We start from the raw sequence: 25,912 nt of genomic DNA, 5'->3' as shown, positions 1-25,912 counted from the left end.
AAAAAAAGCAATTTTGATTGCCATTTAGAAATTGACAGTGCACAATAATTACCGAATTCGTCATTAATCCGGGCCGCGACCGGGCCTCATTCCTACCCCCCTCTGGAGAACCATGTGAAGCTGTCCTCACTCAGCCTCGCCACACGGCTGTATGCCGCGTTTGCACTCGTCCTGCTCGTCACCATCACGCTCGCCGGCTTTGCCATCGTGCGCGTCAACAGCATCGAGGCCAGCCTCGAGAACGCCGAAAGCTTCCGCGCCACCCGTCTCGAGCCGCTCTACCAGGCGCGCGAGGCGCTGGACCAGACCGGCATCGCGGCGCGCAACGCCTTCATCTTCCAGGACGCGGCCGCGGCAATGCGCGAGCTCGACATCGTCGATGCCAGGAAGGCCGAGTATCTCGCCGCGATGGCCAGGCTCGACCCGCTGCTGGCGGATGATCCGGCCTGGCGCAAGGTGCGCGGGGGCTTGACGGCGATGGCGCGCGAACTGGCGCGTCCGCGCGCGTTCGTGACGGCCGGCCAGCGCGAGGCCTTTGGCACCTTCCTGGTAGAGGAGTGCAGCCCGCTGCGGCGCCAGATCGTGGCCGACATCGACGCCCTGCTCAAGCAGCTGCAAGCGAATACCACTGCCGCCGGCGCCGCCGCGGCGGCCGAAGCCTCGGGCGCGCGCTACTGGATCACGTCCCTGAGCGTGCTGTGCGCGCTGCTGTGCGCCGGCATCGGCCTGGCGATCACGCGCAGCCTGATCGGCCAGCTGGGCGGCGAGCCGGCCTATGCCACCGCCGTCGCACGCGAAATTGCGGCGGGCCAGCTGCAGCACCAGGTTGATACCGAACGCGCGCGGCCGGCCAGCCTGCTGTATGCGATGAGCGCGATGCGCGACAGCTTGTCCGGCATCGTCGCCCGCGTGCGCGGCGGCACCGATGCCATCGCCTCGGCCTCGGCCGAAATCGCCAGCGGCAACCTCGATCTCTCGAACCGCACCGAAACGCAAGCCGCGGCGCTGGCGCAGATCGCCGGTTCGATGAAGCAGCTGATCGGCTCGGTGCAGCAGAACGCCGAGTACGCGGCCCAGGCCAGCAAACTCGCCGGCGACGCCTCGGACGTCTCGCGCGAAGGCGGCGCCGCGGTCGAGGGCGTGGTGGCGACCATGCACCTGATCGAGCAATCCTCGCGCCGCATCGAAGACATCATTTCGGTCATCGACGGCATCGCCTTCCAGACCAACATCCTCGCGCTCAACGCGGCGGTGGAAGCGGCCCGCGCGGGCGAGCAGGGCCGCGGCTTCGCGGTGGTGGCCAGCGAAGTGCGCAACCTGGCGCAGCGCTCGGCCTCGGCCGCCAAGGAAATCAAGGCGCTGATCGAGGATTCGGTCAGCAAGGTCGGCGCCGGCACGGTGCTGGTCGGCCAGGCCGGCGACACGATGCGCAAGGTGGTGACGGGCGTGCAGCGCGTGACCGCGATCATGGGGCAGATCTCGGACGCGACGCGCGCCCAGAGCGCCGACATCGAACAGGTCGACCATGCCATCGTGCGCCTGGATGAGATGACGCTGCAAAACGCGGCCCTGGTCGAGGAAGCCTCGGCCGCGGCGCAATCGCTGCGCATGCAGGCCGACGAACTGGCCGGCGTCGTGAATACCTTCCAGCTGGCGCCGGGCGGGGCCGCGCCGGCGCGCCGCGCTCTCCAGGCGCATCCGGCGAAGGGGCGCCTCGCGGTAGCCTGATCATCGGCCGACCCCGCCCGGCGTTGTCGTACGCGCCCGCGGGCGCATCGGTGTCAGTCGAATGCCGACCGGCAGGAGCCGGGCATGAGCGATCCTGCCGGCGGCGGTGCGCAAGCCTTAAGCTGCCAGCGCCAGCTGTACTGCCGCACCGGCATGCGCGCGCGCCGGTGCCGATGCCGGCGCCGCAGCCGTATCGTCGAGCTTGAAGGTGCTGACCACCTGGGCCAGGCTTGCAGCCTGGTCCTGCATCGATTCGGCGGCGGCCGCCGCTTCCTCGACCAGGGCCGCGTTCTGCTGGGTGACCCGGTCCATGTCGACGATCGCGCTGTTGACCTGCTCGATGCCAGCGCTCTGCTCTTCGCTGGCGTTGGCGATGTCGGCGATGATGGCGGTCACATGCTCGATGCTGCGCACGATGTCGACCATGGTGGCGCCGGCGCGGTCGACCTGGCTGGTGCCGGCCGCCACCTTGCTCACCGAGTCGTCGATGAGCAGCTTGATTTCTTTCGCGGCACTGGCCGAACGCTGCGCCAGGTTGCGCACTTCGCCGGCCACGACCGCGAAGCCGCGGCCCTGTTCGCCGGCACGGGCCGCTTCCACCGCGGCGTTCAATGCCAGGATGTTGGTCTGGAAGGCGATGCCGTCGATGACGCTGATGATGTCGACGATCTTGCGCGACGATGCGTTGATCGACCCCATGGTGGCGACCACTTCGGCCACCACCGCGCCGCCTTCGCCGGCGATGCCCGCCGCTTTTCGCGCCAGCCCGTTCGCTTCGCGGGCATTGTCGGCGTTCTGGCGCACTGTCGAGGTCAGTTCTTCCATCGACGAGGCGGTTTCCTCGAGCGAGCCGGCCTGCTGCTCGGTGCGGCTGGAGAGATCGGCATTGCCGCTGGCGATTTCGTTGGAAGCGGTGGCGATCGCGCTGGTGCCGCTGCGCACATGGCCGACGATGCCCGCCAGCGCCGCCGACATGCTGCCCAGCGCGCGCAACAGGTCGCCGGTTTCGTCTCGTCCGGTGGCCGCGGCGCGGCTGGTCAGGTCGCCGCGCGCCACGCGCTGGGCGAAGCCGACGGCATGGCCCAGCGGGACCGTGATCGAACGCGTGATCAGCCAGGCGCAGGCGACGCCCAGCAACAGGGCGGCCAGGCCGAGGGCGAGCAGGATGCTGCGGGTATTCTGGTAAGAGGCGATGATGCCGCTTGCGACAGCGTCGGCGGCCTCGATCTGCATCGCCGCCAGCTTGTTCATCTCGGCCAGGAAGGCGGTGCTGGTGGGTGCGAGTTGCCGGGTGTAGATCCTGTCGGCGCCTTCGACGTCGCCGGCGCGCTTGGCCGTGAACAGGGCGGCGCGCGCAGCCAGGTAGGGTTCGCGCTGGGCCTTGACGGCGGCGAATTGCCGGCGCACGGCCTCGTTGCGCAGCGCCGCTTCGATCGTATTCTGCAGTTCGGTGGAGCGGGCCGACACGTCCTTCATCCGCGCCTCGACTTTTTCGATGACGGCGGTGTCGTCGGTCACGTACACGGTCTGCAGCATCGCGCTATTGAGTTCGATGAGCTTGCCCCACTCGGCGACGTTGCGCTGGTTCTTGATACTGGTATGCACCAGCCGGCTCGTCATGTCGCCGGCTTCCTGCATGCGCAGGGAGGCGGTGACGGTCACGGCGAGCAGCAAGGCGAGGACGATGGCAAATCCCGCGCCCAGGCGGACGCCGATCTTGAGGTTTTTCACGGTGGATTCCTGGTGAATTGGCGGCGTGGGACCGCTGGTGAGTCGTCGATGGCCACGATCGGGCCAGTGCGGCGCGGTGCCGCGTTCGAGCTGTTTCAGGAGAGTATATCGGCGTCGTCGCAACAGATGATGCACTGCGGCAAATTTGCAACATCGCGTAATGGTGATGTTGCAATGGGCGGGGCGCTAAAGCCTGCTCCGGCTCATTACGAGGACGATGCACAGACGTGCAGGGTGGGCGGCTCTACCTCTGGCGTTCGCGGCCCAGCAGCGTTCGCGCCGCCCACCCTACAGGTCTGACCATTCTTTCCTGGTATTCGGCTTGCTTGCCGAGACGAGGGCCTGACCTTAATGCAGCTGCTGTTTCTCCGGCTGCACCAGGATAAACGGATGCACCACCGCCGCCCACAGGAAAGCGTCGGCCGCGCTCCAGGTTTGCGCCTGCAGGTCGGACACCTTGGCCACCTGGCCGTCGGCCATCCAGCGCGCGATGCTGTCCTTGTCGTCGTGCGAGATGCGCATGGCGACGTCGATCAGGTCGAGCGCTTCGCTGACGTAGATGACGTTGCCCTGGGCGAAGTGGCGCTCCAGCTCGCTCCAGCCGATGCGGCCGGTCTCGCGGTTGATCTTGTCGTGCAGTTCGGTGTCTTTTTCAGGATTGGTTTTCATGGCTCTGCTTCAAATAATCTCGACCGCCGGCGTCGGCGAACCCGCCCATGTTAACCGATAGGCCTGGCCCTTGCGTACATTGCCGACCAGGGCCGGGCGGAAGCACGCCAGGTTGATGCCGCCGGGATGGCGCACGCTCGGGTAGATGATGCCCATCGATCCCAGCTCGAGCAGCGTATTGGCCAAGTCCTGCGAGGCGACGTAGCTGCGCGGGTCGAGGCATTTATTGAAGCCGCGCGCGCCGCGGATGTCGTGGAAGGTGGCGTTGAAGTCGGCCAGCATGGCCTGGTAGGTGACGCTGTCGTCGAAGCGGCCGATTTCCTGGTACTCGACCGTCTTGTGGAAGCTGACCTCGGCCAGCGCCGTTTGCGCGTCGAAGGCGCAATACCAGGCGCCGCGCTCGCCGTCGTTGAAGCGGCTGCCTTCGGGCCGGGCATAGGTGTACGCCGCATTGATGATGCGGAAATTCGGCAGGCCGAACACCAGCTCGTCCATGCCGATGCCGGGCAGCAGGCCAGCCTCGTAGCGCAGGCGCTCGTTGGTGGCGTTGTCGAGGTCGAACAGGTCGCGCAGGGTGGCGTCGCTGTCCGACAGCGGCGCCAGCACCGAATCCTCGAGGTCGGCGAAGCGCGAGGGCAGCAGGCGGCAGGTGTCGAACTGGCGCAGGCTGGTCAGTTTGGGTAGCGCCGGCAAGATCAGAGGCCTCCGCGGCGCGCGTCGAGCAGCTTGCGCACCGTTTGCATGGCCAGCAGCCCGCCGCCCATCATCAGGGCCAGCGGCGTGCGGCCGCCGAAGATCAGGTTGCTGTTGGGGAGCATCACCCATTCGTCGGCGAGCTTGTCGCCATACAGGATGTGCAGCGCCTTGTAGATGCCGAGCAGGTAGGAGATGCGCGTGATGCGGTCGACTTCGAGCACCCGGTCGGGGTTCTTTTTCCAGTCGTAGAAGCTCGACGCCGACAAGCCGCCGAGCAGCTCGCGCGCATCTTCGTCGCGCAACTGCCAGGCGCCGGCCAGCTTGAAGAAGCCGACCAGGGCCGACTTCGACAGGCGCTCGCGCTCGGCGCGGGAATTGAGGTCGACCAGCACCGCCGGCTCGAAGCGGCTCTTCGGGTAGGAGTAGGCAAGATTCATGGGTTTCTCCGATTTTGGAGTATTTATACTCCGATTCCGTACCCGTTGCAACTGACAGTTGTCAAGCCGTGTGCGTCGTGACAGAATTGGCGCCGACTTGTCGAAAGGAAAAGGTTCTTCCATGCGGTGGCGATCGGCGGCAATCTTGTTTGTGGTGGTGGCCGGCATCGTGCTGGCGGCCATCGGCATCGCGCGCGGCGCGCGCGTGGCGCCTGGCGACCTGCGCCAGCAAGTGTTGGAGGCGGAACGGGAATTCGCCGCCACCATGGCGCGGCGCGACTTCGAGGCATTTGCGGATCATCTGTCGCGCGAAGCCGTGTTCATGGGGCCGGACGGTGCGCGGCGCGGCAAAGAAGCTGTCGCCGCGGCCTGGCGCGGCTATTTCGACAAGGCGCAAGCGCCGTTTTCGTGGGCGCCCGACGAGGTCGAGGTGCTGGCGTCGGGGACGCTGGCCTACAGCAGCGGGCCGGTGCGGGATGCGGCGGGCAGGCAGATCGGGCGTTTCAATTCGGTGTGGCGGCTGGAGGGGCCGGGGACGTGGCGGGTGGTATTTGATCGCGGGTGCGATTGCGGACGATAAAGGTTTGCCAGCGCCGTACCGCGTGGAGTCAGGACTCCACCCTACAAAGGCCGCGCACCGTAGGGTGGACTCCTGAGTCCACGCGTAACGCCCGCACACCGATACCGTATCGCGAAGCTTCTGTAGAGTGGAGTCGCGGCGCTCTGTGCCTGACTCCACGCGGTTCACCGGATGATCATCGGCGAAAAAATCAATCCGCCGTCGCCCCCGACGCCTTGACCGTTTGCCCCCATTTCGCCGTCTCGCTGCGAATGAACTCGGCAAACTGCTCCGGCTTCTCGCCATGCGGCTCGGCGCCTTGTTCCGCGAACTTCTTCTTCACTTCCGGATCGGCCAGCGCCTTCAGGATGGCCGCGTTCAGCTTCGCTACCACCGGCGCCGGCGTGGCGGCCGGGGCCAGCAGGCCGAACCACGAAGTGGCGCTGTAGCCCGGCACGCCGGATTCGGCGATGGTCGGCACGTCGGGCAGGGCGCGCGAGCGCTGCGGCGTGGTGACGGCGATCGGACGCAGCTTGCCGGCGCGGACGTGGCCGATCACCGAGGGCATGTTGTCGAACATGATCGCGGTCTGGCCGCCGAGCAGGTCGTTCAGCGCCGGCGCGCTGCCTTTATAGGGGATGTGCTGCATGTCGACGCCGGCCATCTGGTTGAACATCTCGGCCGACAGGTGGATCGAGGTGCCGCTGCCCGAGGACGCGAAGTTGACCTTGCCCGGATTCGCCTTTGCATAGGCGATCAGTTCCTTCACCGTCTTGTACGGCTGCGACGGATGCGCCACCAGCAGATTCGGCACCAGCGCCACGCGCGTGAGCGGCTGGAAGTCCTTGATCGGGTCGAACGGCATCTTCTTGTACAGGCTCTGGTTGATGGCGTGGGTGCCGACGGTGCCCATCAGGATCGTATAGCCGTCGGGCGCGGCGCGCGCCACCATCTGCGCGCCGATATTGCCGCCGGCGCCGGGACGGTTGTCGATGATGACCGGCTGGCCCAGGTCCTTGGACAGGTACTGGCCGACCACGCGCGCCAGGATGTCGGTGGTGCCGCCGGCCGAGAAGGGCACGACGATGGTCAGCGCGCGCGACGGGAACGCGGCTTGCGCCTGGGCGACGAAGGGCACGGAGGCGAGGATGCCGGCGGCGAGCGCGGCAACGACCAGCGCGCGCCGCTTCGGGGCGACGACGATACGGGAACGGGTCATGAAAGTCTCCTTTTAATTGTAGTGGGGTGTTTCTAGACAGGGGCGACGCCGAGTGTGGTGCCGCCGCAGACGTACAGCACCTGGCCGGTGACGAAGCCGTTCTCCGGCGCTAAAAAGAACAGCGCGGCGCGCGCCACGTCCTCGGGCGTGCCGAGGCGCTTGACGACGATACTGTCGATGATGCGCTGGGTTTGCGGCGCGCCTTCCGGGTTGCTGTTCCTGAACAGGTCGGTGGCGATCGGGCCGGGCGCGACCGCGTTGACGGTGATGCCGTCGCCGCCGAGTTCCTGCGCCAGCGTGCGCGTCAGGCCGATCAGCCCGGCCTTGGTGGCCGAATACACGATCCGTTCGGGCTTGCCGAGCGCCGCGCGCGAGGCGATGTTGACGATCCGCCCGCGTCCTGAAGCGCGCAGGGCCGGCAGGCAGGCCTGCACCAGCAGGATCGGCGCGCGCAGGTGCAGGCCGACGACGTCGTCGAGGTCGGCCATGGTGGCGGAATCGATGGTGCCGGGGCGGGTGGCGCCGGCGTTGTTGACGATGGCGCTGACGGCGTACTGCGCTGCGATCCGGCCGGCGGCGGACGCGATCTCGTCCTGGCGGGTGAGGTCGGCCTGCAGCGACACGAGACGGTCGTGACCCCAGTGAGGCGCTTTATAGTCGAGGTTGACGACGCTGCGGCCCTGCGCCAGCAGCGCTTCGCAGATGGCCCGGCCGATGCCGGAACTGCCGCCCGTTACCAAGGTCACTTCCTGTGCTTCGCTCATGCTCGCCGCTCCTGGAACCGCGCGGGTCCACGCGACCCGGCGTGCGTGATATTAGCATGGCATCAGGGGCGGATGAGCATGGGCGCGGAGTGCAAACGGCTGTGCGGATGCGGTACTGCACGACCGCGTGGGCTCGGGAGCCCACCCTACGTTACGCAACCGTTTCATGAACTTGCTACGCGCGGCGGAGCACCGTAGGGTGGACACCTGTGTCCACGCGGTCGTGCCCTTGCACACCGCACGGCGTAAGGCGGACGACCAGCAAGAAAACCGCCATCACGCCGGCTCCGCGTGCTCCACCAGCAACTGCACCTTGGTTACGCCGTTGTACTCGTTCGCATCGAGCCGGAACGCCACCCGTGCGCGGTCGCCCAGCCCGTCGGTACGCCCGAACCAGATCGCATCGTAGCGCCGGCCATTACGCTCCAGCAGCAGCTTGAGGTGCTTCTCTTTCAGGATGCGCTGGCTCAGCACGCGGAACTCGTCGCAGAACACCGGCGGCGCGAAGCCTTGTCCCCACACCTGGCCATCCATCAGTTCGATGAAGGAGGTGCAGTAAAACTCGTCCTCGAGCGGCCCGTCGGTCTCGACCACGCGCTCGAGCTGGGCCTGGGTCAGCCAGGCGCGCCCGACCGCCTCGAACGCCTGCTGGAAGGCTTCGAACGATTCGGCCTTCATCGTCAAACCGGCCGCCATCGCGTGGCCGCCGAACTTGTCGATCAGGCCCGGCACTTTTTTCGACACCAAATCGAGCGCGTCGCGCATGTGAAAGCCCGGAATCGAGCGTCCCGAACCCTTGATCAGGCCGGGGCCGCCCGGTGCGAAGGTGATCGTCGGGCGGAAGAATTTTTCCTTCAGGCGCGAGGCGACGATGCCGATCACGCCCTGGTGCCAACTGTCGTCGAAGACCGTGATCGTGCTGCTGTCGCTCGGCTCGAACGCGTCCAGGTGCAAGAGCGCGGTGTCCTGCATGTCGGCCTCGATCTCGCGCCGCTTCAGGTTGATTTCGTTGAGCTGCTGGGCGATCGCCCAGGCGCGGCCTTCGTCGTCGGTGGTGAGGCATTCGATCCCGAGCGCCATGTCCTGCAAACGCCCGGCCGCGTTCAGGCGCGGGCCGACGGCAAAGCCGAGGTCGAACGGCGACGCGCAGCGCGCCTCGCGCCCGGCCACGCGGAACAGCGCCGCCACGCCGGCGTGCATGCGCCCGGCGCGCATGCGCTTGATGCCCTGCGCGACCAGGATGCGGTTGTTGGCGTCGAGTTTCACCACGTCGGCAACGGTGCCCAGCGCCACTAGGTCTAGCAGGTTGTCGAGCTTCGGCTGGGTCTGCGCATCGAACACGCCGCGCCGGCGCAGTTCCGCGCGCAGCGCCAGCAGCACGTAGAACACCACGCCCACACCAGCCAGGTTCTTGCTTGGGAAGCCGCACTCGGGCTGGTTCGGGTTGACGATGACGCGCGCCGGCGGCAGATGGTCGCCCGGCAGGTGGTGGTCGGTGACGACGACGTCGATGCCGCGCCGGTTCGCTTCCTCGACGCCGTCGACGCTGGCGATGCCGTTATCGACGGTGACGATGATGTCGGGCGATTTTTCGCGCGCGGTGAGTTCGACGATCTCGGGCGTCAGGCCATAGCCGTGCACCACGCGGTCAGGGACGATGTAGTCGACCTGCGCCCCCATCGCGCGCAAGCCGCGCAGGGCGGTGGCGCAGGCGGTGGCGCCGTCGCAGTCGTAGTCGGCGACGATGGTCATCTTCTTGCCGGCGGCGATGGCGTCGGCCAGGAAGACGGCGGCGGCGTCGATGTGTTTCAGGCCGCTCGGCGGCACCAGCGCGTTCAGTTCGCACGACAGTTCGCGCGCATCGAACAGGCCGCGCGCGGCGTAGATACGGGCTAAAACAGGATGCACGCCGCCCTGGCGCAGCATTTCGGACTGGCGGAACGGGCAGGGGCGGGTGGTGATGCGTGTAATCACAGCGGGATGCTCAAAGTAGTCGGTCCAGGGTGGGGCGGCGCCAGAAAGTGCGTTGCACCAGCGCGGTGGTGGAGAATTGGGCATGCGCGTCGCGGTGGCTCAGCACCAGCTTCACTTCGCGCACGCGGCCCTTCTTCAAGGCTTCCAAGATGGGTGCGAACAGCGCGGCTTCAAGCTGCTGCAGCTGGGCGATCCAGCCGCCCCAGTCGGCGCCGACCGCATACGGGGCGGCGTTGGCGCAATACAGGATGGTGTCGCCGCTGGCCTGGGCGATGAAACCGGCCAGGTCGCTCACGCGGGTATCGGCCAGCAGGGCAATGGCGCCGTGCGCATCGAAGGTGGCAAGCTTGGGCGCCGCCGGCGACTTGCGCCGCGCCGCGTCGGCCGCACCCCAGATCCAGAAGGCGTTGACGGGCGCCTGGCGCCGCGCCTCGCGCGCCGCATTCACCGGATGCGTATGCCACAGGATCTGCACTTCGTTCTGCAGGCGCCGGAAAGCCGCAGCGCGCTCGCCGATCGGCATCCAGTCGGTCAGGTCCATGCCAAGTGTGGCGTCGGGCGTGGCTGTGTCAAGACCAGTCCACTCGTCAGCGCGCAGGAACCAGGTCTGTGCGTCGCCATACAGCAGCGTGTGGCCGGCTTCCTCGACATACGGCAGCGCGGCCTCGAACAGGGCGCGGCTGTCGGCGTCCGGCAGGCGCAGGCTGGCCGGGTCGCCCATCATCAGGTGCGTGCGCGCGATCTCGATATGGACCGGGTTGACGATGAACCAGGTGCCTGCCTCGGGTTGCAGGCCGCAGGCGCCCATCGCCTGGGCCGCAAAGGCGGGGCGACCGGCGTCGGACAGGCCGAGTTCGCGCGCCAGCCATTGCTCGTGCGGCAAGGCGCGGATCGCATCGTCGACCGGCACACGCGCATGGCTGCGCGTGCGCGACAGCAGCGCGGCCAGGGCCGGCGCATGGCTTGGCGTACTGAGGGCGCGCACCAGGTCGGGTGCGAATTCGGGAATGGGGAGGGCGAAGGGCAGGACGAGCGTGATCTGGGACATCCCGTGATTGTAGGCGAAATGGGACCGGCGCGAGCGGGCTACCCCCGTTTCCAGAGGCCGAACCGTGCCCGTGGCGCCACAGCGGTCCGCTTGCCGTGTTACCGGGCCGAGCAGGTCAGCCTGGGACATTCCGAACGCTGGTCGCAGCATCTTGTCTTCCCTGGTGCTATGGTACCCGTAAGGTGGGCGGCTACACCCGGAAGGGTGCCGACCCGCTGGCTGGCCGCCGCCCACGCGTTCAACCACCCTCTGAAACTTCGCGACAGTGCGCCGGCTGGTTGAACGCGTGGGCGGCGCAAACGCCGGTGATCAGCGAACTGGCGAGGTGGAGCCGCCCACCTTACAGGTCTGGGCCTCGTTAAACTGGCTTGCATTGGCTTTGGTGCGGACTCACCCGTTCGACCGCCACCCGCGGTACGAAGTTCCTGCCGGGGCAGCCCGCCTTTCGTGGCCTGGCGCACTGTCATGGATGAGCTTTGTGTGGCAAACTGCGGGTCGGTTGTCAAATACTTAAACACATGAGCATCATCTACAAGCTGCCGTACGAAGCGCTGGTCGGGCTGCGTTATACGCGCGCCGGCAAGCGCAGCGGCCGCAACCGCTTCATTTCCTTCATTTCGATGATCTCGGTGGCCGGCATCGCGCTCGGCGTGGCCGCCCTGATCGTGGTGCTGTCGGTGATGAACGGTTTTCAGAAGGAAGTGACCGACCGCATGCTGTCGGTGCTGGCCCACATCGAAGTCTACGACGTGCGCGGCGCCATGCCGGATTGGCGCGCGGTCGAGCGCGCGATTTTGCGTGATCCTGCGCGCAACCCGAACGTCGTTGCCGCCGCGCCCTTCGCCGACGTGCAGGGGATGCTGCTGCGCGACGGCGTCATGAAGCCGGTCCTGTTGCGCGGCATCCTGCCGGCCGAGGAAGGCAAGGTATCGGAAGTGGCGCGGCAGATGCGCCAGGGCAGCCTCGACAAACTCGCCTCAGGTTCGATGAACGTGGTGCTGGGCAGCGCGCTGGCCAAGTCGCTCGAGGTGACCGTCGGCGAGCGCGTGACGATGCTGCTAGGGAGTGCAGGCGGCAGCGCAGCCCCGGCCGCGCCGCGCACCCAGACCTTTACCGTCGTCGGCATCTTCGAAGCCGGCCACTACGAATTCGATTCCACGCTCGCCTTTGCCCACCTCGACGACGCCGTGGCGGCGGGCCGCATCGATGGTCCCGCCGGCGTGCGCCTGCGCCTGCGCGACATGCACCAGGCGCCGCAGGTGGCGGCCGAGCTGCGCCGCGGCCTGGGCGAGGACGTGGTGCTGCGCGACTGGTCGCAGGTGAACACCATCTGGTTCGCCGCCGTGCAGTCGCAAAAGCGCATGATGTTCATCATCCTGGCGATGATCATCGCGGTCGCCGCCTTCAACCTGGTGTCGACGCTGGTCATGACGGTCAAGGACAAGCAGTCCGACATCGCGATCCTGCGCACGCTGGGTGCCTCGCCGCGTTCGATCATGAAGATCTTCATCGTGCAGGGCACGCTGGTCGGCCTGCTGGGCAGCGCACTGGGCGTGCTGCTGGGGGTGACGGTGGCGCTCAACGTCGACGTCATCGTGCCGGCGATCGAGCGCGTGCTCGGCATCCAGTTCCTGTCGAAAGAGATCTACCTGATCAGCGAGATCCCGTCGGAACTGCGCTGGCCCGACGTGACCAGCATCGGCGGCCTGGCCGTGCTGCTGGCCTTCCTGGCGACGCTCTACCCGAGCTGGAAGGCGGCGCGCATCAACCCGGCGCAAGCCCTGCGCTATGAATGACGGTTTCAAGTATATGAAAAGCAGCGCACCATGAGCATCCTCCACAAGTTGCCGTTCGAGTGGCTGGTCGGCCTGCGCTATACGCGCGCCGGCAAGGGCAGCGACAACAGCGGCTTCATTTCCTTCATTTCGCTGATTTCCGTGGCCGGCATCGCGCTCGGCGTGGCGGCGCTGATCATCGTGCTGTCGGTGATGAACGGCTTCCAGAAACAGGTCACCGACCGCATGCTGTCGGTGCTGGCGCACATCGAGGTGTTCGACGCGCGTGGCGACATGCCGCAGTGGCGCGATGCCGCCAAGGAGGCGCTGCGCAACCCGGCGGTGCTGGGCGCCGCGCCCTTCGTGCAGAGCGAAGCCTTGCTGCAGCAGCAGGGCGGCGCCATGCGCCCGGCCGTCATCCGCGGCATCCTGCCCGAAGCGGAACGGGATGTCTCGGATGTGGCGGGCACCATGCGCCAGGGCCGGCTCGATTCGCTCACGCCCGGCAGCTTCAACATCGTGCTCGGCTACGCGCTGGCCGGCGCCCTCAACCTGCAGGTGGGCGACAAGGTCACCATGCTGCTGGCGCAGGCCCAGGCCACGCCCGCGGGCCTGCTGCCGCGCATGCGCACCTTTACGGTGTCGGGCGTCTTCGAGGCCGGCCACGCCGAGTTCGATGCAGGCATGGCCTTCATCAGCCTGGAGGACGCGCAGAAGATGGAACGCCTGGCCGCACCCGCCGGCCTGCGCCTGCGCATCCGCGACATGCACCAGGCGCCGCAGATCGCACAAGAGTTGAAAAAATCGATGTCGGGCGACCTGGTCATGCGCGACTGGTCGCAGCTCAATGCCGTCTGGTTCGGCGCCGTACAGACCGAGAAGAAGATGATGTTCATCATCCTGACCCTGATCGTGACGGTAGCCGCTTTCAACCTCGTGTCGACGCTGGTGATGACGGTGACCGACAAGCAGGCCGACATCGCCATCCTGCGCACGCTGGGCGCCTCGCCGCGTTCGATCATGAAGATCTTTATCGTCCAGGGCGCGGTCGCCGGCCTGCTCGGCACCGCGCTCGGCGTGGGCGGCGGCGTGCTGGTGGCGCTGAACATCGATGTCATCGTTCCATTCATTGAACAGTTATTGGGAGTGCAGTTCTTGTCCAAGGATATTTACCAATTCACGGCCGTGCCATCCGACCTGCGCTGGCCCGACGTGGCGCGCATCGGCGTCGTAGCCGTGATCCTCGCGTTCGCCGCCACCCTGTATCCGAGCTGGTCGGCCTCGCGCGTGAAACCGGCGGAGGCGCTGCGTTATGAGTGATCCCATGAATGCGCCGGTGCTGGCTTGCCGCGGCCTGAGTAAAACCTTCAAGCAGGGCGACTACCAGGTGCAGGTGCTCGACAAGATCGATTTCGCCATTGGGCGCGGCGAACGCGTGGCGATTGTCGGCGCCTCGGGCTCGGGCAAGTCGACCCTGCTGCACCTGCTGGGCGGCCTCGATACGCCGAGCGCCGGTGCGGTGACGCTGCTCGGCGAAGACTTCGCGACCTTGTCGGAAACCCGCCGGGGCGAGCTGCGCAATTCCTCGCTCGGCTTCGTCTACCAGTTCCACCACCTGCTGCCGGAATTCTCGGCGCTCGACAATGTCGCCATGCCGCTGCGCATCCGCCGCATACCGCACGCAAAGGCAATGGAACAGGCGCAGGCGATCCTGGCGCGCGTCGGCCTGGCCAAGCGCGTCGTGCACCGGCCCGGCGAACTGTCGGGCGGCGAGCGCCAGCGCGTGGCCCTGGCGCGCGCCCTGGTCACGCAGCCGGCCTGCGTGCTGGCCGACGAACCGACCGGTAACCTCGACCACACCACGGCGCTGGTGATCTTCGACCTGATGCTGGAACTCTCGCGCACCCTCGGCACCGCCTTTGTCATCGTCACCCACGACATGGAACTGGCGCGCCGCTGCGACCGCGCGCTGCGCCTGACCGAACACGGGCTGGTGCCGCTGGAGCCGTAAGCGATGTGGATCGACACCCACTGCCACCTGGATGCGCACGAATTCGGCGCCGAAGCGTTGAACGTCGCGGCGCGCGCCCAGGCCGCAGGGGTGTCGATGATCGTGATCCCGGCCGTCGAACGCGGCAATTTCGAGACCGTGGCGCAGCTGGCGCAGGCGGCGCCGAACGCCAGCTATGCGCTCGGCATCCACCCGATCTACGTACCGCAGGCGCGCGACGAAGACCTGGTCGCCTTGCGCGCCGCGGTGGAAGTGGCGATGCTTGACCCACGCTTTGTCGCCATCGGCGAAATCGGGCTCGACTTCTTCATCCCGCTGCTATGCGAACCCGCCATGCGCGAGAAGCAGGAACGCTTCTTTCGCGAACAGCTGCGCATCGCGCGCGACTTCGGTTTGCCGGTGCTGACCCACGTGCGCCGCTCGCAGGACCAGGTACTGAAACACCTGCGCCAGGTGACGCCTTCCGGCGGCATCGCCCATGCCTTCAATGGCAGCGAACAGCAGGCCAACGCCTTCATCAAGCTCGGCATGCACCTCGGGTTCGGCGGCGCCATGACCTTTACGCGCGCGCTGCAGATCCGGCGCCTGGCCTCTAGCCTGCCGCTGGACCGGATCGTGCTCGAGACCGATGCGCCCGACATCTCCCCGAGCTGGATCCACCCGGCCCGCAACAGCCCGGAACAGCTGCCGGCCATCGGCGCCGCCCTGGCCGGGCTGCGCGGCATCGACCCGGCCGAGGAGGCTGCTGCGGCCTGGGCCAGTTCGCTCGCCGCGATTCCACGTCTGGCGCCGCTGCTGGCATAAATATCCACGCGTTCCTGGAACCTTTTCCGCTGGTCGAACTCGGCTGTGTGCGCATACAGATGAGCGTCCGGACAGTCTGAAGTTCGCCACAACCTGCCCGAAACTCGTGAGCGAGCGCAACCGTGAAATGTCGGGTTGTGGGACCATGGCTCTTTCGGCCTGGGGGAGACGACATTGGACAGCGCGAGTGCCTTCCTGCGGGTACTGCGGCACGAGCAGTCGCTGAGCACCGCGCACCGCGCGCTGCGCTTGCGGCTGGCGCATGCCGAGGGGCTCGAAGGCGAGGTCCTGCTGCCGCAACAAGTCACCGGCACCGAGTCGATCTGCGGCGGCATCGAGTACCGCATCGCCTGCGTCTCGAGCGACCCGGCGCTGCCGCTGAAGCAGTTCATCGCGCTGCCGGCCGAACTCCAGATCGTCACCGACCGCGGCGCCTTGCGCAGCGTGTGCGGCATCGTGGTCGAGGCGCGTGCCGGCGACAGCGACGGCGGCCTCACCACTTACCAGCTGGTGCTGCGCGACGCGCTGGCGATCATGGAAAAGCGCGTCAACAGCCGCATCTTCCGCAACCAGAACGAACTCGCGATCGTGCAGGTGCTGTTCGACGAATGGCGCCACGCGAACGCGGTGCTGGCCGGCGCCTTCGAATACGAACTCGATACGCTGCTCGACCTGTCCCGCGATTCTGCTCACTACCCTGCGCGCGAACAGACGATGCAGTACAACGAATCCGATGCCGCCTTCGTACGGCGCCTGCTGCGCCGGCGCGGCATCTCGTGGTGCGTGCGCGCCGGCCGCAGCCGCGCCAGCAACGTCGACCCGCTGCACGACCGCATCCCCGCGCACACGCTGGTGCTGTTCGCCGACGCGGCCCGGCTGCCCACGAATGCCGCCGGCACCGTGCGCTACCACCGCGACGACGCCACCGACGCCCGCGACACCATCAGCGCCTGGAGCGCGGCGCGCAGCCTGCAGCCGGGCGCCGCCTCGCGCCACAGCTGGGACTACAAGCAGCCGGCCGGCAGCGCCTTCATGGCGAGCGGCGCGCGCGCCGACTTCGACCAGGGCAGCCACGGCAACGCGCTTGCCGCCAGCCTCGACGACTACCTGGTCGACGCGCCCCATGCCGGCAACGACGTCGAGGACAGCCTGCGCCTGGGCCAGCTGCGCATGGCGCGCTACGGCTTCGAGGCCAAATGCTTCCATGGCGAAGGCACGGTGCGCGATTTTTGCGCCGGCCAGTACTTCACGCTCGCCGGGCATCCCGAGATCGACACCCATCCCGAGAACGAACGGGTCTTCCTGCTCACCGAACTGCAGGCGAGCGTGCGCAACAACCTGCCGGGCGACATGTCCGAGCGCATCGAACGCCTGCTGGCCAGGAGCGGCTGGAGCACGCCGCGCGGCAGCGCCCCGGTGCAGGTGCGTTTCACGGCGGTGCGCCGCGGCGTGCCGGTGGTTCCCGCCTTCGATCCGCGCGTCGACCTGCCGCATCCGCAACTGCAAAGCGCGATCGTGGTCGGTCCCGCCAACGAGGAAGTCCATTGCGACAGCCTGGGCCGCGTGAAGATCCGCTTTCCCGGCATGCGCACCTTCGACCATGAACACGCCCACGGCGCCGGCGCCTCCGGCTCGCCGCTCGATTCGGCCTGGGTGCGCGTGGCCTCGAACTGGTCGGGCAATGGTGCGCCTGCCGGCCAGCAGCTCGGTGCATTGACCTTGCCGCGCGTCGGCAGCGAGGTGCTGGTCGCCTTTCTCGGCGGCGATCCGGACAAGCCGATCGTGCTGGCCCAGCTCTTCAACGGCCGCGCCGCGCCCCCCAGCCTGAGCGCGGAGGGTGCGCTGCCCGGTAACCGCTACCTGGCCGGCCTGCGCAGCCGCGAAATCCGCGGCCGGCGCGGCAACCAGCTGCGCTTCGACGACACGGGCGGCCAGATCAGCGCGCAGCTGGCGAGCGACCATGCGGCCTCGGAACTGAACCTCGGCTGGCTGGCGCGTCCGCGCGCCAACGGAGAAGGCGCGCCGCGCGGCGAAGGCGCCGAACTGCGCAGCGAGCAGGCGGTCGCCATCCGCGGCCGCAAGGGCGTGCTGGTCAGCGCAGCATCGGATGAATGCGCGTCCGAATCCACCGAGGGCGACGCCGGCCGCCAGCTGGCGCGCAGCGGCTTGATCGGGCTGACCGAAGTGATGCAAAGCGTGGTCGACGAGCTGGCCAAGCTCGCCGAGCAGCATGCCGGCGACGAGGAAAGCAGCGGCAAGCTGGCCGAACTGGCCGAGAAACTCAAGCGCTGGGAAGACGGCACTAATACGGCACCAGGCGCCGCACCGGGCGCCGACGCCAGCACCGGCGCCGCGCCGATCGTCGCCGTCACCGCGCCGGCCGGCATGGTGCTGGCCAGCCAGGACAACGTGGCGCTCGGGTCGGAAAAGAAGGTCGACGTGGTCAGCGGCGCCGACGCCGGCGTCACGGCTGGCCGCAACGTCTTCGTGCGTGCCGGGCGCGGCATCCGCGCCTTTGCCCATGCGCTCGGCATCAAGCTGGTCGCGGCGCGCGGCAACGTCACCCTCGAGGCGCACGAGGGCGGCATCGACATCATGTCGTCCAAACGCATCAGCCTGGTCTCCTCGGAAGCCATCTACATCGAGGCGCCGCTGGTGCGGATCGTCTCGAAGGGCGCGCAAACGGAATGGGCGGATGGCGCGATCGCCCAGCAAAGCAGCGGCCGCCACGTGGTGCAGGCGGGCGCCATCGTCCACGGCGGCCCCGGCGGCGGCGTCCCTTCGCCGCTCGACTTCAAAAGTTCGGCCATCCGCGCCGACGAGCGCGTCGTCCTGCGCCACCGGCAGACCCTCGACCCGATCGCGCACCAGCGCTACATCGCCCACCTCGAGGACGGCAGCACCGTCAGCGGCATCAGCGACGAAGCCGGGCGCACGCAACTGGTCATGACCGCCGCCCTCGGGCCGGTCCGTTTCGAACTGCTTCCCTGAACCCACCCCGAATCTCCCATGAGCGAACCGACCAGGCCACTACCGCCTCCATCCCCCTTGCCCGGCGGCGGCTGGGCGATCGATTCCTATACCTCGTCGACCGATTACAAGATCATGGGGCTGGCGCTGGTGCCGACCGACCGTGTGGTGCCGGTGATTGTCGTGCCCGGGATCATGGGGACGAATTTGCGGGCGAAGCGCAAGCCGCGGACGGATGGTGGGGTCAACGAGAGGAACACGAAGGTGGCGCCGGGGACGCCGGTGTGGCGTCCGCCGAATGGCATAAAAGAAGGGATGAGCGCTTCGGATCAATGGAAGGGTGTGTCGGCAGCAGACCGCCAGCAGCTGTTCGACGGCCCGACGCTGGAAGTCGACGATGGCGGCGCCGTCATGTTGCAAAATGCCGCTTACGGCAATGTCCTGTCGGCGGCGGAAGCGCGCGCGCGCGGCTGGGGCGAAGTCCATGCCGATTCCTACGGCGCCCTGCTCGACGCTCTGGAGATTCGCCTGAACCATACCTTCGAACCGGACTACAAGGGTAACGGCAAGGTGCCCCGCAAGCACTGGCAGGATGTGATGGCGTGCGCGCCGGCGAAATGGGGCGTGCGCGAATTCGAGCCGCTGACGCTGGCCCATCTCAACAAGCATGCGCTACACAATTTTCCAGTATATGCCGTCGGCTACAACTGGCTCGAGGATTGCGAACTGTCGTCGCGCCGGCTGGAGCAGCGCATTCTTGAGATCATCGCCTTCTGGACCAAGTCGAAACGCCGCTGCGACAAGGTAATCCTGATCACGCACTCGATGGGCGGCCTGGTCGCGCGCGCCTGCGCCAAGCGCATTCCGGACAAGATCGCCGGCGTCATCCACGGCGTCATGCCGGCGCTCGGGGCGCCGGCCGCTTACCGCCGCCTGGCCTGCGGCACGGAAAGCGAGAGTCCGGACAATGGCCCGGTCGATAACATTGCCGCGTCCAAACTGGCGGTGATCCTGGGCGAGACGACGGAGAAAACGACGCCCGTGCTGGCGACCTCGCCGGGCGCGCTCGAATTGCTGCCGAACCACCTGTATCCAGGACCGTGGCTGCATGTGCGTGTCATGACGGGCGTCGCGACCCCGCCCGCAAGCAGTGGCGGGCACACGAACGTCGCGGGCCATGGCCCGACAGCGCGCGATTGCCTGCATCTTCCCGGCGGCAGGGCGTCGAACCCATACGACCTGTACCGCGACATAAATTCCTGGTATCGGCTGATCAACCCGGCGCTGGCTGATCCCGCCGGCAAATACAAGAAAAAACCGGGTGGAGTCGAAAAATCGATCAAGGAAGCAATTGAGACTGCCGAGCGATTTCACCGCTCTCTGGGCGACTATTACCATCCAAATACATATGCCTTCTACGGCGACGACCAGCATAAGCGCGCGTACGGCCAAGTGCGCTGGCTCGCCTGGCAGCAGGCGGGTGCGGCGACCGCCGTCACCGCAGCGAATGTTGGTGCAGCCAGCTTCCTCAACCACACGGCGCTGGGCCAGCGGCGCGTGCGCCTGGAAGGCAAGAGCGAGCTGCTGTTCGCGCTTGAGCAGCAGGACGCGCGCGGCGACGGCACGGTGCCGCAGCAGTCGGGCACGGGGCCGCGGGGCAAGGTCAGGCAAGTGTTCGCGACCCAGGGCTACGACCATCAGGGATCGTACAAGCACCCCGACATGCTCATGCTGACGCTGCGTCTGGTGGTGAAGATCGTCCAGGAGATGCCGTGAAGCCCTGGTGGCGGCAAGGGCCGGCACTGCTGCTGGCCGGCGTCCTCGTTGCCGGATTGACGGCCGCCTGGGCTGCCAGCGAAGTGAAACAGCGCGCTGCGGCGCAACGGGACAATGACAAGGTGGCGCGCATGACCCAGAAGATGAAGACGGTATGCATCGGCAGGTTCCTCATCGACATGCCCGACGAGACGCGCCTTGAGCTGCGCGGGCCGCGTATCGACGGCTTCGACATCTCGTCGTCCGACGAGTCGGAAGCCGATTTTCGAGCCCGTCTCGCACAGCGCGAGGCGCAGTTGCGAGCCGCTCCGGACCGGCTTGGCGGAAACAGGAATGTCGAGTCAGCGACTGAAGTAAAAACGGACAACGGTGTCATCGGCAAGATATTCGTCCACAGCAGAACGGTAATGGAAGGCACCCAAGCGAGGGGACTTGAATTGGAACGCTACCGCTATGAAGGTGTCGCAATTGAAGCCTTGCTGCATGGCCAGGGCATGAGTTTTGCTCTAGTAGCGAACGATTACGACCCTGGTCAGATCGAGAATCTGCCCAGGCTAGTCGCCAAGTTGGTGCCGAACCCTCACAACCAGATTCCGACGGAGCCGGGCTTTTGCATCGACCGAGCCTGGTTTCGCGATCCGCTGGCGGCCGACCAAGGCGAGCAAGTGATGATGTCCGCTCAATTGCCGAGTCACCCGGACATCGAGTTCCTCATCATTCTGGCCGCCGGGAACAAGCCCGACAAGCAAAGTTTGCTTGAAAGGGGGGCGAATACGCAGTCAACCTTGCCACTAACCGACCGGTGGCGTATCTCGAATCTGCGCGCAGCACGGCGAACAATAGGTGGCCTCATTGGCGATGAGTTGGTCAAGCGTGTCGCCGAGTTAAATGACGCTATCGTTTATTCCTTTTGGTGGGAGGTCGATGGAACGGAAGACAACGTGCTCGTTCCGCACTTTGTTTTTAAAATGACCACCGGCGAAGGTGACACCGGCCCCGTTCCTTCGTCCTTGTCACAAGACGCCGCCATGGCACTATGGGACAAGATATCGTCCAGCATTCGCTTACGGCCCACGCAGCCGCGCGCGCCCGCCGCGGCCGTCGTCCCGCCAACGCCGCTCGGCACCTACGCCTGGGCCGGCGACCGCTGCCCCGAAAGTGGCTGGTGGTCGTGTAGCGCCGGTGGCAACGGCGTCGGCGTGTTGGGTGGCCAGCGCCAGTACATCAAGAAGGGCGAGCGCATGCCGCAAGCCTTGCTGTTGCCGCCACAGACTTTGTGGGAAAAGCTGCGCGGCATGCAGCCGAGTTACGAATCGAAGACGCAAACCTCGTGGAAGCTGGTCGACAAGCGCAACCGCAAGCGTGTGCCGTCGCCGCTGCCGCTGGCCCAGGCTACGCCGGCGGCGCCTGCCAGCATCACGACGGCGGGGCTTGGTCCCAGCGTCATGGAACAGCAGGGCGTAGCGGTCGGCGGCTTTGCCGCCACCGGCATCCCGTGCCCGGCCAGCGGCTGGTGGCATTGCGAAGATCCGCGTGCGCTGGATGGCACGCGCTGGTTCGCGCGCGGCAGCTTGCTGCCGTCGGCCACCTTCGCCGTGCCCCCCAGCGCCTTTGGACGTTCGGCCAACGCTGCCAGGTCGATCGAACGCCGTGGGGCGTGGCGTCTGGTGCGGCTGGCCGATGCGCCGCATCAGGCAGGCGGCAGCGACACGGGGGAATCGGCATGATCGTGCTCGTTCCCCACGTCGTTTTCCAGATGAGCACCGGCAAGGGCGACAATGAACCGGTTTCCACATCGCTGTCGGAAGACGCCGCCATGGCGCTCTGGGACAAGATCACGTCCAGCATCCGATTCCACACGCTTAACCCGGCAAACGGCAAACAGCCCGCACCGCCTGCCGGCGTAGTGGCCAAGCCGTCCCGCCCACCCGCGGCCTGAACTTTCCGCCGTTCGCGCGGCTGCCCACGATGCGCTCCCTCATCCTCGGCTTCGTCGCCGGCGCCGCCTTCCTGCAAACGCGCGCCGCGCTTCCCGCCGGCTGGCACATCGGCGCCTTCCTGCTGGCGGCCGTCGCCCTGCTACTGGCTCTGCGCGGCCCGCTGCGCGCCGCACTCGCCGGCGCCTTGGCCGGTTTCGCCTGGGCCGCCTTCATCGCCCAGCTGGCGCTCGCGCCTGAACTCGCCAAAGCCGACGAAGGCCGCGACATCGACGTCATCGGCACCGTCGCCAAGCTGCCGCACGACTTTGGCCAGGGCGTGCGCTTCCAGTTCAGGGTCGAGAACGTGCTGACCGAAGAGGCGCAGGTGCCGCCGACGCTGGCCCTGTCCTGGTACCGCGCCGAGGGCGAGCGCCTGCGTTTGCGGCCCGGCGAACGCTGGCGCCTGACGTTGCGCCTGCAGCGCCCGCACGGCAACGCCAACCCGCACGGTTTCGATTACGAAGCCTGGCTGCTGGGGCAGGGCATCCGCGCCACCGGCTACGTGCGCACAGCAAACAGCAATCGCCGGCTCGACGATTTCGTCGTCACGCCCGGCCACCTCGTCGAACGCAGCCGCGACGTCCTGCGCACACGCATCCAGCAGGCCCTCGGCGACGAACCGTATGCCGGCGTGATCGTGGCGCTGGTGGTTGGCGACCAGCGCGGCATCGAGCAGCCGGATTGGGACGTGTTCAACCGCACCGGCGTGAGCCACCTGGTCGCCATCTCAGGCCTGCACATCACGATGGTGGCCGGACTGGCGGCGCTGGCGCTGTCCTGGCTGTGGCGCCGCTCGTTTTTCACCGGCGCCCAGCTGCCGTTGCTGCTGCCTGCGCAAAAGGTAGCCGCGCTCGGCGGCGCGCTGGCTGCGCTCTTGTACGTGCTGCTGGCCGGCTTCGGCGTGCCGGCTCAGCGTACCTTGTACATGCTGGCGGTGGTGGCGGCCGCGCTGTGGCTGGGGCGGCTCACCAGCGTGTCGCACATCCTGTGCCTGGCGCTCGGGCTGGTCGTGCTGATCGATCCCTGGGCGGTGCTGTGGCCGGGCTTCTGGCTGTCATTCGGCGCAGTGGGCGTGATCCTGTATGCGGGCCTGGGCCGCAGCAGCACCGCAAGCGGCTGGCGCGCGACGCTGGCGCTGGCCGCGCGCACGCAGTACGCGGTGACGCTCGGGCTGGTGCCCTTGACGCTGCTACTGTTTTCCCAGGTCTCGCTGGTCGGCCCGCTGGCCAATGCGGTCGCGATTCCCGTCGTGAGTTTCGTCGTCACGCCGCTGGCGCTCGTCGGCAGCCTGCTGCCGGCGCCGCTGGCCGCGCCGGTGCTGTGGTGCGCGCATCTCGCGCTGGAATGGCTGGCGCTCGCGCTGGGGTGGCTGGCGGCGCTGCCGCTCGCTGTCTGGAGCGCACCGGCGCCGCCGCCCCCGCTATTTACACTGGCGCTGCTCGGCACCGCCTGGATGCTGGCGCCGCGCGGCTGGCCGCAGCGCTGGACCGGCGCGGCGGCCTGGCTGCCGCTGTTCCTGCTGCAGCCGGCGTCCCCGCCGCCGGGCCGCTTCACCGTCACCGCCTTCGACGTCGGCCAGGGCATGGCGTTGCTGGTCGAAACGGCGCGGCACCGCCTGCTCTACGACGCCGGCCCGCAATATGCGCCCGGCCAGGACGCCGGCAGCCGCGTGATCCTGCCCTACCTGCGCGCACGCGGCATCCGCCGCCTCGACACCCTGGTCGTCTCGCACAGCGACCTCGATCACGTCGGCGGCGCACTGACCCTGCTCGACGCGCTGGCCATCGACAGCGTGAAGAGTTCGCTGGGACCGGGCCACCGCGTGGTCGCAGCGACCAGGGCGCATCGCCAGTGCGTGGCCGGCCAGCGCTGGGAGTGGGATGGCGTCGTGTTCGAGATGCTGCAGCCGACCGCGGCCAGCTACGCGGACAGCGGCCTGAAGGCAAACGCGCGCAGCTGCACCTTGCGTATCTCCGCGGGGGGCAGGGCGATCCTGCTGGCCGCCGACATCGAAGCTGCGCAGGAAGCGGCGCTGGTGGCCAGCGACCCGGACCTGCTGCGCGCCGACGTGCTGCTCGCGCCCCATCACGGCAGCGGCACCTCGTCCACGCCGGCCTTTCTCGCCGCGGTGAAGCCGTCGATCAGCGTGTTCCAGGTCGGGCACAGGAATCGTTACAAACACCCGAAAAAAGAGGTATTCGAGCGCTACGGCGCGCTTGCCATCGAACGGCTGCGCACCGATGAGTCGGGGGCGATCACCTTTGAGTTCAGTACCGACATCGCCACCGGCGAATACCGCCGCGACCATCCGCGCTATTGGTACGACCGCTAGCCCGGAAGCGGCAGCACGATCGCTACCCGCAGTCCGCCGCCCTCGCGGTTCATGGCCCGGATCGTCCCGCCATGCGCATGCACGACGCGCGCGGCAATCGCCAGGCCGAGGCCATGGCCGTCGACATTGGTGGCTGCTGTCTCGGAACGCGAAAAGGGCTGGAAGATCGTCGGCAGGTCGGCGGGTGCGATGCCGGGGCCGCGGTCGAGCACATCGATGTAGGCGCAACGCGCGTCGGCGCGCAGCGCGATCGTGACCACGCCGCCGGCGCCGCCATGCTTGACGGCGTTGCGCACCACGTTTTCGATCGCGCTCCACAGCAGGTCGGGGGCGCCATGCACTTGCACCTCTCCTGTGATCTCGACCTCGATCGCCGGGCCATCGGGACCGGCCTCGAAGCGCACGTCGGAGGCGATGGCGTCGACCAGTTCCGGCAGGTCGACCGGCTCGCGCTTGGGCAGTTCGGGATTGGCTTCGAGGCGGGACAGCGTCAGCAGTTCACCCACCAGCTTGTCCATGCGCACGCTCTCGCGCTCGATCCGTTCGAGCGAAGTGGCGATCTTGTCGGGCTGCTGGTGCGCCAGGCCGATCGCCGCCTGCAGGCGCGCCAGCGGCGAGCGCAGTTCGTGCGAGACGTCGTGCAGCAGGCGGCGCTGGCCATCCATCAGGGCGCGCAGGCGGCCGCTCATGCGGTCGAAGTCGCGTCCGAGGTCGTTCAGTTCGTCGCCGCCGCTCTTGCTGTCGGCGAAACGCGGCGCCAGGTCGCCGGCGGCGGCCGCCTCGAAGGCGTTGCGCAAGGCGCGGATCGGGCGCGAGAAATACCAGGCCAGCAGCAGGGCGAACAGCAGGCTGACGATGACGCTGGCCAGCAGCGGAATCGGTTTGCTCAGCTGCAGGCCGGGACCGAAGGGACCGCGCGGGCCATCGTCTCGGGCAAAGTCGGGACCGCCGGGTGGGTCGCCAGGCGGCGAAGATGGTCCGGGATGGGCCGCAATGCGCGCCGCCCCGCCTGCACGCGGTGGACGCTGCACGAAGGCGAGCAGGCGAGCGCCGCCGGGCGCGGTCAGTTCGCGCACCGGACGGAACGGCCGGTCGGCCCCGAGTTCGCGCCGCGCCTGCGCCAGCACCGCCGGCGGCACGGCGCGCCCGAGCAGTTCGCGTCCGCCGGGATCGACGACATACACCGTATGCCGGGTCATCTGCGTGATCATCTCGCGCAGCGCCGGCATGCCGCCGTATTTCAGGGCGACCGCGCTCGCATCGAGCAGGAAGCCGGCCGGCGGACCGGTCTCGATGCTGGCGACGCTGTGCGACAGGCGCGCCTGTTCGCGCAGCCAGAAGTAGCTGCCGATGCCGACGGCCGCCGCCACCTGCGCCAGCAGGATCGACAGGAAGAACTTCCAGAACAGGCGTCCCGCCGGGCGTGCGCGCGTGCTCATG

The 25,912-nt window shown here is 67.6% G+C and carries 20 protein-coding genes; 11 read left to right on the top strand and 9 right to left on the bottom strand.

Going from position 1 to position 25,912, the window contains the following annotated elements:
* Positions 1-114: 114 nt before the first annotated feature.
* Positions 115-1,728, top strand: a complete 1,614-nt coding sequence (locus tag IFT60_RS05575) for a methyl-accepting chemotaxis protein (RefSeq protein ID WP_192050341.1) — start codon at positions 115-117, stop codon at positions 1,726-1,728.
* A 117-nt stretch (positions 1,729-1,845) separates the two neighbouring features.
* Here the strand turns inward: IFT60_RS05575 and IFT60_RS05570 are convergent, their stop codons facing one another.
* The 4 genes from IFT60_RS05570 to IFT60_RS05555 all read right to left on the bottom strand — a co-directional run bounded on the left by IFT60_RS05570 (position 1,846) and on the right by IFT60_RS05555 (position 5,261).
* A complete protein-coding gene (locus IFT60_RS05570) occupies positions 1,846-3,459 on the bottom strand; it encodes a methyl-accepting chemotaxis protein (RefSeq protein WP_192050339.1) in 1,614 nt (537 codons plus the stop codon).
* Positions 3,460-3,807: 348 nt separating this feature from the next.
* Entirely contained in the window at positions 3,808-4,128 is a 321-nt protein-coding gene (locus tag IFT60_RS05565; RefSeq protein ID WP_192050337.1) for a DUF2288 domain-containing protein, read from the bottom strand.
* A gap of 9 nt (positions 4,129-4,137) precedes the next feature.
* Positions 4,138-4,821: an RES family NAD+ phosphorylase gene (locus IFT60_RS05560; protein WP_374000537.1), complete on the bottom strand. Its 684-nt coding sequence runs from the start codon at positions 4,819-4,821 to the stop codon at positions 4,138-4,140.
* 2 nt (positions 4,822-4,823) lie between these two features.
* Positions 4,824-5,261, bottom strand: coding sequence for an antitoxin Xre/MbcA/ParS toxin-binding domain-containing protein (locus IFT60_RS05555; RefSeq protein ID WP_192050335.1), 438 nt, complete (start codon positions 5,259-5,261; stop codon positions 4,824-4,826).
* 97 nt (positions 5,262-5,358) lie between these two features.
* Here IFT60_RS05555 and IFT60_RS05550 point away from each other — a divergent pair, with 97 nt between their 5' ends.
* The gene (locus tag IFT60_RS05550) at positions 5,359-5,841 is read left to right on the top strand and encodes a YybH family protein (RefSeq protein ID WP_229510704.1); all 483 of its coding nucleotides are present in this window, start codon (positions 5,359-5,361) and stop codon (positions 5,839-5,841) included.
* 190 nt (positions 5,842-6,031) lie between these two features.
* On the opposite strand, the gene IFT60_RS05545 is transcribed toward IFT60_RS05550, so the two are convergent.
* The 4 genes from IFT60_RS05545 to IFT60_RS05530 all read right to left on the bottom strand — a co-directional run bounded on the left by IFT60_RS05545 (position 6,032) and on the right by IFT60_RS05530 (position 10,825).
* Complete coding sequence (locus IFT60_RS05545; protein WP_192050331.1) at positions 6,032-7,039, bottom strand: Bug family tripartite tricarboxylate transporter substrate binding protein; 1,008 nt, start codon at positions 7,037-7,039, stop codon at positions 6,032-6,034.
* Positions 7,040-7,071: 32 nt separating this feature from the next.
* Entirely contained in the window at positions 7,072-7,803 is a 732-nt protein-coding gene (locus IFT60_RS05540) for an SDR family NAD(P)-dependent oxidoreductase (protein WP_192050329.1), read from the bottom strand.
* A gap of 276 nt (positions 7,804-8,079) precedes the next feature.
* Positions 8,080-9,774, bottom strand: coding sequence for a single-stranded-DNA-specific exonuclease RecJ (gene recJ / locus IFT60_RS05535; protein WP_192050526.1), 1,695 nt, complete (start codon positions 9,772-9,774; stop codon positions 8,080-8,082).
* Positions 9,775-9,787: 13 nt separating this feature from the next.
* The gene (locus IFT60_RS05530) at positions 9,788-10,825 is read right to left on the bottom strand and encodes a hypothetical protein (RefSeq protein WP_192050327.1); all 1,038 of its coding nucleotides are present in this window, start codon (positions 10,823-10,825) and stop codon (positions 9,788-9,790) included.
* Between the two features lie 518 nt (positions 10,826-11,343).
* Between IFT60_RS05530 and IFT60_RS05525 the strand changes: the two genes are divergently transcribed.
* The 9 genes from IFT60_RS05525 to IFT60_RS05485 all read left to right on the top strand — a co-directional run bounded on the left by IFT60_RS05525 (position 11,344) and on the right by IFT60_RS05485 (position 24,472).
* The gene (locus tag IFT60_RS05525; protein WP_192050325.1) at positions 11,344-12,621 is read left to right on the top strand and encodes a lipoprotein-releasing ABC transporter permease subunit; all 1,278 of its coding nucleotides are present in this window, start codon (positions 11,344-11,346) and stop codon (positions 12,619-12,621) included.
* Between the two features lie 30 nt (positions 12,622-12,651).
* Positions 12,652-13,920 (top strand): lipoprotein-releasing ABC transporter permease subunit, encoded by a 1,269-nt coding sequence (locus IFT60_RS05520; protein ID WP_192050323.1) that lies wholly within the window; start codon positions 12,652-12,654, stop codon positions 13,918-13,920.
* Positions 13,913-14,611 (top strand): lipoprotein-releasing ABC transporter ATP-binding protein LolD, encoded by a 699-nt coding sequence (gene lolD / locus IFT60_RS05515; protein ID WP_192050321.1) that lies wholly within the window; start codon positions 13,913-13,915, stop codon positions 14,609-14,611. Before IFT60_RS05520 ends, lolD begins: the two co-directional genes overlap by 8 nt.
* Before the next feature lie 3 nt (positions 14,612-14,614).
* Positions 14,615-15,415 carry a TatD family hydrolase gene (locus tag IFT60_RS05510; protein WP_192050319.1) on the top strand — a complete coding sequence of 267 codons (801 nt, stop codon included), beginning with the start codon at positions 14,615-14,617 and terminating at the stop codon, positions 15,413-15,415.
* A gap of 174 nt (positions 15,416-15,589) precedes the next feature.
* Complete coding sequence (gene tssI, locus IFT60_RS05505; RefSeq protein ID WP_192050317.1) at positions 15,590-18,406, top strand: type VI secretion system Vgr family protein; 2,817 nt, start codon at positions 15,590-15,592, stop codon at positions 18,404-18,406.
* Between the two features lie 18 nt (positions 18,407-18,424).
* Positions 18,425-20,161, top strand: a complete 1,737-nt coding sequence (locus IFT60_RS05500) for a Tle4 family T6SS lipase effector (RefSeq protein WP_192050315.1) — start codon at positions 18,425-18,427, stop codon at positions 20,159-20,161.
* A complete protein-coding gene (locus IFT60_RS05495) occupies positions 20,158-21,888 on the top strand; it encodes a T6SS immunity protein Tli4 family protein (RefSeq protein WP_192050313.1) in 1,731 nt (576 codons plus the stop codon). Before IFT60_RS05500 ends, IFT60_RS05495 begins: the two co-directional genes overlap by 4 nt.
* On the top strand, positions 21,885-22,100 hold the full coding sequence (locus IFT60_RS05490) for a T6SS immunity protein Tli4 family protein (RefSeq protein WP_192050311.1): 216 nt from the start codon (positions 21,885-21,887) through the stop codon (positions 22,098-22,100). Before IFT60_RS05495 ends, IFT60_RS05490 begins: the two co-directional genes overlap by 4 nt.
* A gap of 29 nt (positions 22,101-22,129) precedes the next feature.
* A complete protein-coding gene (locus tag IFT60_RS05485; RefSeq protein ID WP_192050308.1) occupies positions 22,130-24,472 on the top strand; it encodes a DNA internalization-related competence protein ComEC/Rec2 in 2,343 nt (780 codons plus the stop codon).
* On the opposite strand, the gene IFT60_RS05480 is transcribed toward IFT60_RS05485, so the two are convergent.
* Positions 24,469-25,911 (bottom strand): sensor histidine kinase, encoded by a 1,443-nt coding sequence (locus IFT60_RS05480; protein WP_192050306.1) that lies wholly within the window; start codon positions 25,909-25,911, stop codon positions 24,469-24,471. The genes IFT60_RS05485 and IFT60_RS05480 overlap by 4 nt on opposite strands.
* Position 25,912: the final 1 nt, after the last annotated feature.

Origin of the sequence: Massilia sp. CFBP 13721 (assembly GCF_014842025.1) — a bacterium.
Taxonomy (GTDB): domain Bacteria; phylum Pseudomonadota; class Gammaproteobacteria; order Burkholderiales; family Burkholderiaceae_D; genus Telluria.
Note: the sequence above shows the minus strand (reverse complement) of the source record. Positions and strands in the feature narration are given on the sequence as shown.

Bases quoted from the DNA above. Each gene is read 5' to 3' on its own strand.
- IFT60_RS05565 (WP_192050337.1), bottom strand. From the start codon at position 4,128: ATGAAAACCAATCCTGAAAAAGACACCGAACTGCACGACAAGATCAAC.
- IFT60_RS05555 (WP_192050335.1), bottom strand. From the start codon at position 5,261: ATGAATCTTGCCTACTCCTACCCGAAGAGCCGCTTCGAGCCGGCGGTG.
- IFT60_RS05545 (WP_192050331.1), bottom strand. From the start codon at position 7,039: ATGACCCGTTCCCGTATCGTCGTCGCCCCGAAGCGGCGCGCGCTGGTC.
- IFT60_RS05540 (WP_192050329.1), bottom strand. From the start codon at position 7,803: ATGAGCGAAGCACAGGAAGTGACCTTGGTAACGGGCGGCAGTTCCGGC.
- IFT60_RS05530 (WP_192050327.1), bottom strand. From the start codon at position 10,825: ATGTCCCAGATCACGCTCGTCCTGCCCTTCGCCCTCCCCATTCCCGAA.
- IFT60_RS05525 (WP_192050325.1), top strand. From the start codon at position 11,344: ATGAGCATCATCTACAAGCTGCCGTACGAAGCGCTGGTCGGGCTGCGT.
- IFT60_RS05520 (WP_192050323.1), top strand. From the start codon at position 12,652: ATGAGCATCCTCCACAAGTTGCCGTTCGAGTGGCTGGTCGGCCTGCGC.
- lolD (WP_192050321.1), top strand. From the start codon at position 13,913: ATGAGTGATCCCATGAATGCGCCGGTGCTGGCTTGCCGCGGCCTGAGT.
- IFT60_RS05510 (WP_192050319.1), top strand. From the start codon at position 14,615: ATGTGGATCGACACCCACTGCCACCTGGATGCGCACGAATTCGGCGCC.
- IFT60_RS05500 (WP_192050315.1), top strand. From the start codon at position 18,425: ATGAGCGAACCGACCAGGCCACTACCGCCTCCATCCCCCTTGCCCGGC.
- IFT60_RS05490 (WP_192050311.1), top strand. From the start codon at position 21,885: ATGATCGTGCTCGTTCCCCACGTCGTTTTCCAGATGAGCACCGGCAAG.
- IFT60_RS05485 (WP_192050308.1), top strand. From the start codon at position 22,130: ATGCGCTCCCTCATCCTCGGCTTCGTCGCCGGCGCCGCCTTCCTGCAA.
- IFT60_RS05480 (WP_192050306.1), bottom strand. From the start codon at position 25,911: ATGAGCACGCGCGCACGCCCGGCGGGACGCCTGTTCTGGAAGTTCTTC.